The sequence below is a fragment of the Duganella sp. Root1480D1 genome (assembly GCF_001427305.1).
GTDB lineage: Bacteria > Pseudomonadota > Gammaproteobacteria > Burkholderiales > Burkholderiaceae_D > Rugamonas.
On sequence record NZ_LMFZ01000034.1, the window covers coordinates 1 to 13,770 of the forward strand.

Here is a 13,770-nt window from a genome sequence, read left to right on the forward strand (position 1 = left end):
ATTGATCATCATGCCAGTGCCGTTGTAAGAGGCGCTGTACCAGCCGAAGCAGGTGAGTCAGTATTGGCCAGCCCGCGTTCAGGCCAAAAAGAAGCCGTAGCTTCCGCAGAATCATGCGCAGGTTATGGCCGCAACCGCACAGCAGTGCATGGAAGGCGTCGCCGTCCGCGCCTTTCAACCAATTGCGCCGTAACCTGCCGTCGTTCTTCATGTGGCCGATTGCCCGAGAAATTGCGAGGACGGGCCCTGAAGCCAAGCTGATGGAGAAGTACGAAGATGCGGAAGATGCCTTGCCTGCGCGCGCTACGCGTCGCGTGCGAAACGACCTTCTCCCGATCCTTGTGCCGCTCATTGTGGCGATCAACAATCTCCGCGAGCTCCCTCTTCCAATAGTCCTCTTTGCTCATTGCTCTCCTCCTCAACACTCAGGGCCGGCCGTCCGCACATCGCACGCAGCAAGGCACCTACCCTTCCTCAACCGGGCTAAACGTGTCCCACCAACAGGCAGTGGAGCTGTCACCGGCGTGCCTGCGTCATACCGAATACTCGTTGGGGCTACTGCTTCCACGGCACCCGCCCAACAGCGGTGCCGCGAATGGATAAATGTTTGCCGAAGCGTGGTCTCGTAAAAATGCAGATGCGGCTGGCCAGTGGATTTCGCCCCCTGTATCAGCCCCTGCTTCCAGAGCAGGCAGTGCGACGCATCGCGTAACAAAGTCATGTGTGTGTCGGCCAGATCGGCATCGCGACACGAAATCCTTCCCTCTCATGGTTATCCCCGCCCCTTCCACCGGGGCGCTTCATGAGGTCGAACGTAATAAGCTGGGCGGACCCGAAAGTCCTGCCCCCAGCAGATCACCGCGAGCGGTGGCCGAGCGACTGAGGGAATGAGTCTGAAAACCGAGCCGTCAAGCAGCTCCATTGCTCCGGGACTTGCCCAGGGCAACACGACGCACGGTGCGCCAGATCGCGAAAGGCAGCAATGCCAGTTCGCGCGAACGAGGATTACAACGTCGAAGAAGATCGGAGTAGAGAACTTGCGCTATCGCCCACCATGAAGGTTGGGCCAGCCAGCGCGCAGACCGGGAAAACGGTCACGTCGAAAACGACACTTGGGATAGGCAGGTCACGACTGCAACGGGCGATATCGCCGCCACCGCCGCATTCAGAACGCGATGTTCTTGGAAGCGGGTCCAGACAGTGTCCACAGAATAGGAAAGGATTTCGCCGATGTCAAGGCTTGCGGCACGGGCGAAAAATTGTAGATTGAGGCCCAAATTAATGTGTAATCGCACGTATGCGAAGTTCGCCCCTATGAAACGCGCGAAAGTAGGATACCTCTGATTGTAGCGAGGCCCATATTTTCCTCGTCGAGGCGATTTCATTCAAGGGAAAGCTTCAAGCCCAGAACGCCTCCAATTGAACCCGTGACGCGCAATCGCACGCCCACGTCTACAACTTTGCGAAGCGCTCATCTCCAATTCAAACTGGCCTTAAACCGGATTCAATTCCACGACAAAAGGTCCCGGCAAACGCGTGGCTTTCGTGTGGAACCGCTGCCCGCACTCCATTAATGTGACGCTTTAACGGCAAAGGAGTAGCGCATGGATCCCATAGTCAGGGCTGTCGATGTTGGCCGCGGCAACACAAAGTACATCGCAGATATCAAGAATGGGGACCATGCATTTAAATGCGTTGCACAACATTTGACATGAATTGGCATGCCGCCTAAATTGCAATTGCAGTAGCTGGCCCTGTCGAAACTGGCGAGCACTCGATCACGAACTTGCACGACAATGAACGCCATCAAGCGTACGAGCAACCGAAGCGTGTGCAGGTCTCCCTTCGGCTAAATGCCGCCTGTATCTGTTCCGAGCGACCTACTTACTAGCGGCCACGCTCGTCGATAATTCCCTTCGCCTCGATTTCACGCCATGGACTGGCATACCGGTCGGCGCGTTTCATTCTCCAATTTCGCTAAAGGAGCAACTATGCCAGACAACGTGTCTTATTCGCGTATCACGATCCCTCCTGGCTTGGCGGAGGTGGCCCAGGGACGCGATTACATCAGAACGGAAGAATTCGCGCATGCCATGTGCCGCGCGGTGGCGACCGTGCACAAAAACCATTGCATGACCGGCGAGTGCTTTGGTGTTCGGCCAGTCAAGCGCGGGAAACTGCTATTGTGGCCAGTGGCGGCCGTGGCTCAAGCGCTAACCATTGGCAACTAGCACCCAACCGCACGCTCTGGGGGGCACGCAAGCCCTCCCCAAAATTGGAAAAAGGCGGTACCGAACTGATAGTTCTGTACCGCCTCTTCGTTTGCCTCTTCAGATTTGCGTCGGAAGTCGTTCGATCATGCTTTGCAATGCCAGACGAAGCATTTCCCGAATTTGCCTACGCAGTGCCTACGCAAGGCGATTTTGCTACATTTTGCAATGCACAAATTCGACGTAAGCAATTGATTTTATTGGTCTGCCCTGCAGGAATCGAACCTGCGACCCTCGGCTTAGAAGGCCGATGCTCTATCCAACTGAGCTAAGGGCAGAGTCGCGGGCGATGCAGTAATGCCATGCCGCAAATGAAAAGCGGGTTGTCCGAAGACAACCCGCTCGAGAATTTCCTGGTCGGAGTACAAGGATTCGAACCTTGGACCCCCTGCTCCCAAAGCAGGTGCGCTACCGGGCTGCGCTACACTCCGATAAACGAATAATACCCCGGCGAGGCATCATCCGTCAATGTCGCGGCGGCAACTTTATGCTGCGAGAGCCGTTTCAACTTTATCGGCGATGCGGCGGGCCATGCTCTGGGCCTTCTCGGCGTCGCGGGCTTCGACCATGACGCGGATCAGCGGCTCGGTGCCGGAGGCGCGGATCAGCACGCGGCCAGTGTCACCGAGCTCGGCTTCCACCTTTTCTTTTTCCGCGACCATGGCGGCGTTCTTCTGCCAATCGAAACCGGCTGGCACGCGTACATTGATCAGGGTTTGCGGAAACAGCGTGACTTCGCCGGCGATCTCGGCCAGGGTTTTGCCGTTGCGCTTGAGCGCCGACAGCACCTGCAGCGCGGAGATGATGCCGTCGCCGGTGCTGTGCTTGTCCAGCGCCAACAGGTGGCCACTGCCCTCGCCGCCCAGGATCCAGCCTTTTTCCTGCATCACTTCCAGCACATAGCGGTCGCCCACCTTGGCGCGCGCGAAGCCGATGCCCTTCTGTTTCAGCGCCACTTCAATCGCCATATTGGTCATCAGGGTGCCGACGGCGCCAGCCACGCCGCCGTTGGCCACGCGGTCCATCACCATTACGTACAGCAGCTCATCGCCGTTATACAGGCGGCCAGTGGCGTCGCACATGATCAGGCGGTCAGCGTCGCCGTCCAGCGCGATGCCGAGGTCGGCTTTGTGCTCGAGTACGGCAGCAGCCATGGCTTTCGGGGCGGTAGCGCCAACGCCGTCATTGATGTTCAGGCCATCAGGCTTGTTGCCAATGGCGACCACTTCCGCGCCCAGTTCGTGGAACACGTGCGGGGCAATGTTGTAGGCGGCGCCGTGGGCGCAGTCGACTACCACCTTCAGGCCGCGCAGGTCCAGCTCGTATGGGAAGGTGCTCTTGCAGAATTCGATATAGCGGCCCTGCGCATCGTCCAGGCGGCGCGCGCGGCCCAGTTTTTCCGGCGACACGCATTCCATTGGCTGCTCCAGCATCGCTTCGATATCGAGCTCGACTGCATCGGGCAGCTTGGTGCCCTGGTCGGAGAAGAACTTGATGCCGTTATCCTGGAACGGGTTATGCGATGCCGAAATCACCACGCCGGCTTGCAAGCGCAGGGCGCGGGTCAGGTAGGCAATAGCCGGGGTCGGCATCGGGCCGGCCAGCTTGACGTCGACGCCAGCAGCCGAGAAGCCTGCTTCCAGCGCGGCTTCCAGCATATAGCCGGAAATACGGGTGTCCTTGCCGATCAGGACGGCTGGCCGGGAGGTCCCCGTCGCGGCAGTCTTGGCCAGCACCTTGCCTGCGGCATAGCCGAGGCGCATGACGAAGTCGGGGGTGATCGGAGCCTGGCCCACCAGGCCACGTACACCATCGGTACCGAAATATTTGCGTGCCATATTGTGTTCTCTTCCTTTTCTTAATGCGCCGCCTGCCACACCCGAAGTGCGTCGACGGTCTCAGCTACATCATGCACCCTGACGATCTGGGCACCATGCGCCACTGCTGCCAGCGCGCCGCCGATACTGCCTGCCAGGCGCTGCTCGACGGGCTTGCCGGTGATGGCGCCGATCATCGACTTGCGCGACAGGCCTGCCAATAAAGGGACACCCAGTTCGGCAACCATCTGCTTGCCGGCCTTCAGCAGTGCGTAATTGTGTTCAACCGTTTTACCAAAACCGAAGCCTGGGTCAATCCACAGGCGCTCCTTGTCGATGCCTGCCGCCGTCAGGACGGCAATGCGCTCAGCCAGGAAATCCGTAACTTCACGCACGACGCCATTGTACTCGGGGTTGGATTGCATTGTTGTCGGATTGTTAAGCATGTGCATTATGCACAACGCACAATCGCTATCTTTGACAGCTTCGATTGCGCCGGGAGCGCGGAAACCGTTTATATCGTTGATCATGTCGACCCCGGCCAGTACTGCTTCACGCATGACTTCCGGTTTATAGGTGTCGACGCTGACCGCCTTGCCGCAGTCGCGCAGGGCAAAAATCAAGGGCATCACGCGGCGCAGTTCTTCATCCAGTGTGACTGCAGGGGCGCCGGGACGGCTGCTCTCCCCTCCGATGTCGATGATGTCGACGCCGTCGCGGATCATCTGTTCGGCGTGCGTGATGGCGTAATCGAGGCTGGCGAACTGGCCGCCATCGCTGAAGGAGTCGGGCGTGGCGTTGAGGATGCCCATCACCAGCGCGCGGCTGGTGGGAAAATTGAAGCGGCCGAACTTGTGTTGGGGCATGTGTACGGAGACCTTAAACCGGTAAATCAGGGTCAGACCCTGATGTGCGGGCGTCCGGGGCTGGTTCCGAGCTGTTGACTTTCGACGAAGGCCAAGGACTACAACCAACACCACCGACGGATGATATGACAGGGTCTGACCCTGTGGGTCAGACCCTGGTTTACCGGGTTTGGAATGACGTCAGGCTGGAGCGGTGGCGTTCGGGTTCGGGTTGGAACCTGGGCCGTCGCTGCCTGGCTGTTTGCGGATGGTGGTGCCGGCCTTCGGTGGGCGCGGCTCCTGGCCAGCCATGATGTCGTTCACCTGGTCCGCATCGATGGTTTCCCATTCCAGCAGGGCCTTGGTCATCACTTCGACCTTCTCGCGGTTATCTTCCAGCAGCTTGCGCGCCAGGGCGTATTGCGAATCCAGGATGGTGCGGATTTCCGCGTCCACCTTCTGCTGGGTCGCTTCCGAGATAGTCTTATTGGCACCGCCCAGCCAGCCGTCGTTCTGGCTGTCTTCGTACACCATCACGCCGAGCGCATCGGACATGCCGTACTTGGTGACCATGGCGCGGGCCAGCTTGGTAGCGCGGGCGAAGTCGTTGGACGCGCCGGTCGACATCTGGCCGACGAAGATCTCTTCCGCGATACGGCCACCGAACAGGATGGAAATCTCTTCCAGCATCTTGTCCTTGTAGCCCGAAATATTGTCGTGCTCAGGCAACTGCCAGGTCAGGCCCAGCGCCCAGCCGCGCGGCATGATGGTCACTTTGTGGACCGGGTCAGCCTTCGGCAGCAGCTTCGCCACAACGGCGTGGCCGGACTCGTGGTAAGCGGTATTGCGGCGCTCTTCTTCGCGAATCACCATGGACTTGCGTTCCGGGCCCATGAAGATCTTGTCCTTCGCATCTTCGAAGTCGATCATGTCGACCAGGCGCTTGTTGCGGCGCGCGGCGAACAGTGCAGCTTCGTTGACCAGGTTGGCCAGGTCGGCGCCGGAGAAGCCCGGGGTGCCGCGGGCCAGGATGTCGGCTTTCACGTCGGTGCTGATCGGCACTTTGCGCATGTGGACGTTCAGGATCTGTTCACGGCCGCGGATATCCGGCAGGCCAACGGAAACCTGGCGGTCGAAACGGCCTGGACGCAGCAGCGCCTTGTCCAGCACGTCGGCACGGTTGGTCGCAGCTATCACGATCACGCCGGACGACGCTTCAAAGCCGTCCATCTCAACCAGCAGCTGGTTCAGGGTCTGTTCGCGTTCGTCGTTACCGCCGCCCATGCCGGCGCCACGATGGCGGCCCACTGCGTCGATCTCGTCGATGAAGATGATGCAAGGCGAATGCTTCTTGGCGTTCTCGAACATGTCGCGCACGCGGGACGCGCCCACGCCGACGAACATTTCAACGAAGTCCGAACCGGAAATCGAGAAGAACGGCACCTTCGCTTCACCTGCAATGGCACGTGCCAGCAGGGTTTTACCGGTACCTGGAGGACCAACCATCAGCACGCCGCGTGGAATACGGCCGCCCAGTTTCTGGAACTTGGTCGGGTCTTTCAGGAAGTCAACGATCTCGGTCACTTCCTCTTTGGCTTCATCGCAACCTGCCACGTCGGCGAAGGTCACGGTGTTATTGGTTTCGTCCAGCATGCGCGCCTTCGACTTGCCGAAGGAGAACGCACCGCCCTTGCCGCCGCCCTGCATCTGGCGCATGAAGAATACCCAGACGCCGATCAGCAGCAGCATCGGGAACCAGGATACGAACACTTGTTGCAGGATGCCTGGCTCTTCAGGCGGCTTCACGTCGAAGCGCACGCCGTTGTCGCGCAGGTCGCCGATCAGGCCACGGTCCAGGAAGGTGGAGGTGGTGCGGACTTTGGAATCGTCAACACGGGTGGCAGTAATAGTTTGCCCTTCAATCAGGACATCTTTAACGCGCTTCGCTTTGACCTCATCCAACAGATCGGAATAAGCGATAGGCTTTGCGCCGCCGGCGATGCTGTGGCTGTCGAATTGCTTAAACAGCATAAATAACAGCAAGGCTACAACGACCCAGATAGCCGATTTGGAAAACATGTTATTCACGAAAACTCCTTGGATGCGCAAGCGCACCAGTTACCTGTAGCAGAAATTCGATTTTACTCGTTAAACCCGGGCCGTGCTACAAACCGGCCCTATGGTGCACACTCCTGCGCAGGATATGTGGGTTTTTCCAGCTAAATCAAGGGCCAAAATGGCATTATTCCACTGGATTTTTGAGCCCGCGGCCCAATAAGAAAATTTCAGACGATTTATCGCGGCTGGCCTTCGGTTTTTTCTGCACCACGGTCTTGAATTCGCGCCGGAATTTCTCGACGATCTGGCTGAATCCCAGGTCCTTGAAACACTTCACCAATAAAGCGCCACCTGGTTTCATATGATGCTGGCTGAACTCAATGGCGATATCGATAAGGTCTTCCATACGGGCGGCATCGGCCACCGCAATACCCGATAAATTGGGCGCCATATCGGACAGCACAAGGTCCGCCTTGCGGCCTTGCAGCACTTCGGCCAATTGGTCGAGGATTTCCTGCTCGCGGAAGTCGCCCTGGATGAAATGCATGTCGGCAATCGGCTCCATCGGCAGGATATCCAGGCCGATCATGGTGCCGTTGATGCCCCCGCCCTCTTTCCCCGCCAGTTTGCGGCGCACGTATTGGCCCCATGAGCCAGGAGTGCAACCCAGGTCGACGATCACCTGGCCGGGCTTGACCAGCCTGGCGTCTTCATCAATCTCTTTCAGCTTGTAGGCTGCCCGGGCACGGTAGCCGTCGCGCTGGGCGGCCTTCACATACGGATCGTTAATATGGTCGTGCAACCAGTTTTTGTTTAATTTGTTCTTAGCCATTAGCGTAGAATACTGCCTTTAAGAGAACTATCCAAAAATAACTATGCTGAACCTTACCCCTGCCGAACGCAGTGTCCTGCGCGCCGAAGCCCATGGCCTGAAGCCTATCGTCCTCGTCGGCGAATCCGGCCTGACCCCTGCCGTGATGAAGGAGATCGAGCTCGGTCTGGACTCCCACGGCCTGATCAAGGTGCGCGTTTTCGGTGATGACCGCGAAGCCCGCGTCGAAATGTACGAAACCATCTGCGAGAAGACCGGCGCCGCGCCAGTGCAGCACATCGGCAAGCTGCTGGTGCTGTATCGCCCGAAAGTCGATGCCGAGAAGTCCTCCACCGGCAAGGCCGGCAAAGGGATGCGCATGGTGACCATCGTCAAGCCAAGCGCTTCCGGCACCAAGAAGCCATCCGTGAGCAAGGTCCTGCTGAAGGGTAACGAGCGCGTTACCGCCGGCGGCACCATCAAGCGGGTCAAGAAGAAAGTCGGCACCAAGAAAACCGTTGCATAAAAAATGGGGACGTACCCCATTTATTGAGCAATTAGTTTCCTAAAAAATGGGGTACGTCCCCATTTTTTACGCCTGGCGCACCAGCAGCCAGGCTGCCAGCAGGCTCTGCACCAGGTAAATTGTGCTGGAAATGCCATGCAGCTTGCCGAAGCTGCCGTCGCCGGAAACTTTCGCTGCTGCCATCATCGGCTGCAGGCCAAAGTGGGAAACCACCGTGCACATCACCATCGCCACTACGATCAGCAGCACCGAGCGGCGGCGCTTTGGCGTCCAGTCGCGGGTACCGAAGAACAGCAGCACGCCCATGGCTGCACCGCAGCCCAGCGACAGCATCGCTTCGGCATGGAATATCAGCCCCGCAATCGAGCCGGCCAGCACGCGGTCCAGTGACGCAAACAGGGTCGGAGCTACCAGGTAGCCGACCGCCCACAGGCTGCCGGCCCACAAGGCGGCCACCAGCAGGCGAACCTTAGCCAGCATCATCAGACGTAGCGGACTTCGAGAATTTCGTATTCGCGTGGGCCGGATGGGGCCTGCACTTCCACCACGTCGCCGGCGTACTTGCCGATCAGGGCGCGGGCGATTGGCGAGGTGACGGACACCTTGCTCATTTTCAGGTCGGCTTCGTCGGTGCCGACGATCTGGTAGCTCACTTTGGAGCCCGATTCCAGGTCTTCCAGGTCCACGGTGGAGGCGAACACCACGCGGCCTTCGGCATCCAGGGTGGTCGGGTCGACGATCTGGGCCGAGCTCAGCTTGCCTTCCAGTTCCGCGATACGGCCTTCGACGAAGGCCTGGCGCTCCTTGGCGGCATCGTATTCAGCGTTTTCGGACAAATCACCGTGCGAACGCGCTTCGGCGATAGCATCGATGACAATGCGGCGCTCCTTGGTCTTGAGCTGGTGCAGCTCTTCTTTCAGGAGTTCGGCGCCGAATTTAGTCAGTGGAACGGTATTCATGTCAGTCTCTGGTCAAATTGCTAAAAAGCACAGAGCCCGCGCCATGCTTCAGCGCGGGCCCTGTGGTTATATTGTCAAGCGTACTACTGTGTAGCCTTAGTTTAAAGACTTATGCAGGCCTTGTAAATCGTACACGCGCAATTCGTCCAGGTGGCGGATACCGGCCACCGCCGCCTCAGCACCGGCGATGGTGGTGTAGGTGGTCACGCGGGCTGCCAGCGAGGAGGTACGGATGCTGCGCGAGTCGGTGATCGCGGTACGCTTCTCTTCCACGGTGTTGATCACCAGGACGATTTCGTGGTTCTTGATCATGTCGACCACGTGCGGACGGCCTTCCGACTTCTTGTTCACCGGGGTGACAGGAATGCCGGCTGCTTCGATCACGGCGGCGGTGCCCTTGGTGGCGCACAGGGTGAAGCCGGCGTCGACCAGGTCGCGTGCCACTTTCACGGCGCGCGGCTTGTCGGAGGCTTTCACCGACAGGAATACCTTGCCCGAGGTCGGCAGCTTGACGCCGGCGCCCAGCTGCGACTTCACGAACGCTTCCGCGAAGGTGGCGCCAACGCCCATCACTTCACCGGTCGATTTCATCTCCGGGCCGAGGATGGTGTCCACGCCAGGGAATTTCACGAACGGGAACACGGCTTCCTTGACGCTGAAGTAAGGCGGCACGACTTCCTTGGTGATGCCCTGCTGCGCCAGCTTCTGGCCGACCATGCAGCGTGCTGCGATCTTGGCCAGTTGCAGGCCGGTCGCCTTGGACACGTAAGGCACGGTTCGCGATGCCCGCGGGTTCACTTCCAGCACGAAGACGACATCTTTGCCATCCTGCTTCTGGATGGCAAACTGCACGTTCATCAGGCCGACCACGTTCAGCCCCTTGGCCATCAGCGAGGTCTGGCGCTTCAGTTCATCGATGGTTTCCTGCGACAGCGAGTAAGGCGGCAGCGAGCAGGCGGAGTCGCCCGAGTGCACGCCGGCTTGCTCGATGTGTTCCATCACGCCGCCGATGAAGGTGGTGTCGCCGTCGGAGATGCAGTCCACGTCGCATTCGATCGCGTCGTTCAGGAAGCGGTCCAGCAGCACCGGGGAGTCGTTCGACACCTTGACCGCTTCGCGCATGTAGCGCTCCAGGTCGCGCTGCTCGTGCACGATTTCCATCGCACGGCCGCCCAGCACGTAGGAAGGGCGCACCACCAGCGGGTAGCCGATTTCCTGTGCCAGCGCCAGCGCTTCTTCTTCGGTGCGCGCGGTGCGGTTAGGCGGCTGGCGCAGGCCCAGGTCCTGCAGCAGCTTCTGGAAGCGCTCGCGGTCTTCCGCGGCGTCGATCATGTCCGGCGAGGTGCCGATGATCGGCACGCCGTTGGCTTCCAGGTCCAGCGCCAGCTTCAGCGGGGTCTGGCCGCCGTACTGCACGATCACGCCGACCGGTTTTTCCAGGTCGACGATCTCCAGCACGTCTTCCAGGGTCAGCGATTCGAAGTACAGGCGGTCCGAAGTATCGTAGTCGGTCGACACGGTTTCCGGGTTGCAGTTGACCATGATGGTCTCGTAGCCGTCTTCGCGCATTGCCAGCGCGGCGTGCACGCAGCAGTAGTCGAACTCGATACCCTGGCCGATACGGTTCGGGCCACCGCCCAGCACCATGATCTTCTTCTTGTCGGTCGGGTTGGACTCGCACTCTTCATCGTAGGTCGAGTACATGTAGGCGGTGTCGGTCGAGAACTCGGCGGCGCAGGTGTCGACGCGTTTGTACACCGGACGGATGCCCAGTTCGCGGCGCTTGTTGCGCACGGCGGTGTCGCCGCATTGCAGCAGGTAGCCCAGGCGGCGGTCCGAGAAGCCCTTTTGCTTCAGGCGGTACAGGGTGTTCTTGTCCAGGTTTTCCAGCTTCTGGGTATCCAGCCACAGTTCCAGGTCGATGATTTCCTTGATCTGCACCAGGAACCACATATCGATCTTGGTCAGCTGGTACACCTCTTCCAGGGTGAAGCCCTGGGCAAAGGCGTCGCCCACGTACCAGATGCGGTCCGGACCCGGCTCGCCCAGTTCCTCTTCCAGCTTCTCGCGGTCGACGGTTTTCTGGTTCATGCCGTCCACGCCCACTTCCAGGCCGCGCAGCGCTTTCTGGAACGATTCCTGGAAGGTGCGGCCGATGGCCATTACCTCGCCCACGGATTTCATCTGGGTGGTCAGGTGGTGGTCGGCGGTCGGGAATTTTTCGAAGGTGAAACGCGGCACCTTGGTCACGACGTAGTCGATCGAAGGTTCAAACGAGGCCGGGGTCGCGCCGCCGGTGATTTCGTTGCGCAGTTCATCCAGGGTGAAGCCCACCGCCAGCTTCGCTGCGACCTTGGCGATCGGGAAGCCGGTGGCTTTCGATGCCAGTGCCGAGGAACGGGACACGCGCGGGTTCATCTCGATGACGATCATGCGGCCGTCTTTCGGGTTGATCGAGAACTGCACGTTGGAGCCGCCGGTATCCACGCCGATCTCGCGCAGCACTGCCAGCGAGGCATTGCGCATGATCTGGTATTCCTTGTCGGTCAGGGTCTGTGCCGGAGCGACGGTGATCGAGTCGCCGGTGTGCACGCCCATCGGGTCCAGGTTTTCGATCGAGCACACGATGATGCAGTTGTCCGCCTTGTCGCGCACCACTTCCATCTCGTACTCTTTCCAGCCCAGCAGCGATTCTTCGATCAGCAGCTCATTGGTTGGCGATGCTTCCAGGCCGCGTTTGCAGATCGCTTCGAATTCCTCTTCGTTGTAAGCGATGCCGCCGCCGCTGCCGCCCATGGTGAACGATGGACGGATGATGGTCGGGAAACCGACTTCCTTCTGCACCGCCCACGATTCTTCCATCGAGTGCGCTACGCCGGAACGTGCCGAACCCAGGCCGATCTTGGTCATCGCATCTTTGAACTTGGCGCGGTCTTCGGCCTTGTCGATGGCTTCCGGGGTGGCGCCGATCAGTTCGACCTTGTACTTGTCCAGCACGCCGTTGCGGTGCAAGTCCAGCGCGCAGTTCAGCGCGGTCTGGCCGCCCATGGTCGGCAGGATCGCGTCCGGGCGCTCCTTGTCGATGATGCGCTCCACGACTTGCCAGGTGATCGGCTCGATGTAGGTCACGTCGGCCATTTCCGGGTCGGTCATGATGGTCGCCGGGTTGGAGTTCACCAGGATGACCTTGTAGCCCTCTTCGCGCAGTGCTTTACAGGCTTGCGCACCGGAGTAGTCGAATTCGCAGGCCTGGCCGATGATGATCGGGCCGGCGCCAATAATCAGGATGCTTTTAATGTCAGAACGTTTTGGCATTTATTTCTTCTCCGCGGCATTCATCATGTTGATGAAGCGGTCAAACAGGTAGGCGACGTCGGTCGGGCCAGGCGATGCTTCAGGGTGGCCCTGGAAGCAGAATGCCGGCACGTCGGTGCGGGCGAAGCCTTGCAGCGAATTGTCGAACAGCGACACGTGGGTCACGCGGCAGTTGGCCGGCAGCGTGTCCGCGTCCACGGCGAAGCCGTGGTTCTGCGAGGTGATCATCACCTTCTTGCTGTCCAGGTCCTGCACCGGGTGGTTGGCGCCGTGGTGGCCGAACTTCATCTTCAGGGTCTTGGCGCCGGAAGCCAGTGCCATGATCTGATGGCCCAGGCAGATGCCGAACACCGGGATCTTCTTCTCCATGAAGACTTTGGTCGCTTCGATCGCGTAATCGCATGGCTCAGGATCGCCAGGACCATTGGACAGGAATACGCCGTCCGGGTTCAGCGACAGCACGTAGGCAGCGGAAGTCTGCGCCGGCACCACGGTTACTTTGCAACCGCGCGAAGCCAGCATGCGCAGGATATTGCGCTTGACGCCGAAGTCGTAGGCCACCACGTGGAATTTAGGGTCAGCTACCTTGCCATAGCCTTTGCCCAGCTCCCACTCGGTTTCGGTCCACTCGTACACTTCCGGCACGGTGACGACTTTGGCCAGGTCCATGCCAGCCAGGCCAGGGAAGCTGCGCGCCAGTTCCAGTGCCTGCTGCACGGATGGCTCGTTGCCCTGCACGCCGGTCACGATGGCGCCGGCTTGTGCGCCTTTCTCGCGCAGCACGCGGGTCAGCTTGCGGGTGTCGATACCGGCGATGGCGACGATGTTCTCGGCCTTCAGGTAGTCCGTCAGCGATTGGCTGGAACGGAAATTCGAGTGGATCAGCGGCAGGTCGCGGATGATCAGGCCTGCGGCGTGGACTTTGGCAGCTTCGACGTCTTCGGTATTGATACCGTAGTTGCCGATATGCGGGTAAGTCAGGGTGACGATCTGGCGGGAATACGATGGATCGGTCAGGATTTCCTGATAACCCGTCATGGAGGTATTGAAAACGACTTCGCCCGTCGTGTGACCGGCAGCGCCAATGGAAATACCTTTAAAGATTGTTCCGTCGGCTAGTGCCAGGATGGCTGGAACGGCTGGGCCAGAAAAAAATGGCGGCAAGGGCA

At 59.6% G+C, this 13,770-nt stretch carries 9 protein-coding genes, 2 tRNA genes and 1 pseudogene; 1 reads left to right on the forward strand and 11 read right to left on the reverse strand.

Annotation, left to right across the window (positions count from 1 at the left end):
• Positions 1-79: 79 nt before the first annotated feature.
• The 7 genes and pseudogenes from ASD58_RS31430 to ASD58_RS20885 form a co-directional block, all read right to left on the reverse strand.
• Positions 80-235: pseudogene (locus ASD58_RS31430) on the reverse strand (IS5/IS1182 family transposase); the annotation flags it as partial.
• Between the two features lie 2,236 nt (positions 236-2,471).
• Positions 2,472-2,548, reverse strand: a tRNA-Arg gene (locus tag ASD58_RS20860).
• A gap of 76 nt (positions 2,549-2,624) precedes the next feature.
• Positions 2,625-2,701 (reverse strand) — tRNA-Pro (locus ASD58_RS20865).
• Between the two features lie 54 nt (positions 2,702-2,755).
• Positions 2,756-4,108, reverse strand: coding sequence for a phosphoglucosamine mutase (glmM, locus tag ASD58_RS20870; protein ID WP_057263150.1), 1,353 nt, complete (start codon positions 4,106-4,108; stop codon positions 2,756-2,758).
• Positions 4,109-4,128: 20 nt separating this feature from the next.
• Positions 4,129-4,953: a dihydropteroate synthase gene (gene folP, locus ASD58_RS20875; RefSeq protein WP_057263151.1), complete on the reverse strand. Its 825-nt coding sequence runs from the start codon at positions 4,951-4,953 to the stop codon at positions 4,129-4,131.
• 180 nt (positions 4,954-5,133) lie between these two features.
• Positions 5,134-7,020, reverse strand: coding sequence for an ATP-dependent zinc metalloprotease FtsH (gene ftsH / locus ASD58_RS20880; RefSeq protein ID WP_082565580.1), 1,887 nt, complete (start codon positions 7,018-7,020; stop codon positions 5,134-5,136).
• A gap of 154 nt (positions 7,021-7,174) precedes the next feature.
• Positions 7,175-7,822 (reverse strand): RlmE family RNA methyltransferase, encoded by a 648-nt coding sequence (locus ASD58_RS20885; protein ID WP_057263153.1) that lies wholly within the window; start codon positions 7,820-7,822, stop codon positions 7,175-7,177.
• Between the two features lie 43 nt (positions 7,823-7,865).
• Here ASD58_RS20885 and yhbY point away from each other — a divergent pair, with 43 nt between their 5' ends.
• Positions 7,866-8,327 carry a ribosome assembly RNA-binding protein YhbY gene (gene yhbY / locus ASD58_RS20890; protein ID WP_057263154.1) on the forward strand — a complete coding sequence of 154 codons (462 nt, stop codon included), beginning with the start codon at positions 7,866-7,868 and terminating at the stop codon, positions 8,325-8,327.
• Positions 8,328-8,393: 66 nt separating this feature from the next.
• On the opposite strand, the gene ASD58_RS20895 is transcribed toward yhbY, so the two are convergent.
• The 4 genes from ASD58_RS20895 to carA all read right to left on the reverse strand — a co-directional run bounded on the left by ASD58_RS20895 (position 8,394) and on the right by carA (position 13,765).
• Entirely contained in the window at positions 8,394-8,810 is a 417-nt protein-coding gene (locus ASD58_RS20895; protein WP_057263155.1) for a DUF4149 domain-containing protein, read from the reverse strand.
• A complete protein-coding gene (greA, locus tag ASD58_RS20900) occupies positions 8,810-9,286 on the reverse strand; it encodes a transcription elongation factor GreA (RefSeq protein ID WP_055925467.1) in 477 nt (158 codons plus the stop codon). Before greA ends, ASD58_RS20895 begins: the two co-directional genes overlap by 1 nt.
• A gap of 96 nt (positions 9,287-9,382) precedes the next feature.
• The gene (carB, locus tag ASD58_RS20905) at positions 9,383-12,601 is read right to left on the reverse strand and encodes a carbamoyl-phosphate synthase large subunit (RefSeq protein WP_057263156.1); all 3,219 of its coding nucleotides are present in this window, start codon (positions 12,599-12,601) and stop codon (positions 9,383-9,385) included.
• On the reverse strand, positions 12,602-13,765 hold the full coding sequence (carA, locus tag ASD58_RS20910; protein ID WP_057263157.1) for a glutamine-hydrolyzing carbamoyl-phosphate synthase small subunit: 1,164 nt from the start codon (positions 13,763-13,765) through the stop codon (positions 12,602-12,604).
• Positions 13,766-13,770 lie beyond the last annotated feature (5 nt).

Coding starts and splice junctions, on each gene's coding strand:
- yhbY (WP_057263154.1), top strand. CDS start 7,866: ATGCTGAACCTTACCCCTGCCGAACGCAGTGTCCTGCGCGCCGAAGCC.
- ASD58_RS20895 (WP_057263155.1), bottom strand. CDS start 8,810: ATGATGCTGGCTAAGGTTCGCCTGCTGGTGGCCGCCTTGTGGGCCGGC.
- carB (WP_057263156.1), bottom strand. CDS start 12,601: ATGCCAAAACGTTCTGACATTAAAAGCATCCTGATTATTGGCGCCGGC.
- folP (WP_057263151.1), bottom strand. CDS start 4,953: ATGCCCCAACACAAGTTCGGCCGCTTCAATTTTCCCACCAGCCGCGCG.
- ASD58_RS20885 (WP_057263153.1), bottom strand. CDS start 7,822: ATGGCTAAGAACAAATTAAACAAAAACTGGTTGCACGACCATATTAAC.
- greA (WP_055925467.1), bottom strand. CDS start 9,286: ATGAATACCGTTCCACTGACTAAATTCGGCGCCGAACTCCTGAAAGAA.
- glmM (WP_057263150.1), bottom strand. CDS start 4,108: ATGGCACGCAAATATTTCGGTACCGATGGTGTACGTGGCCTGGTGGGC.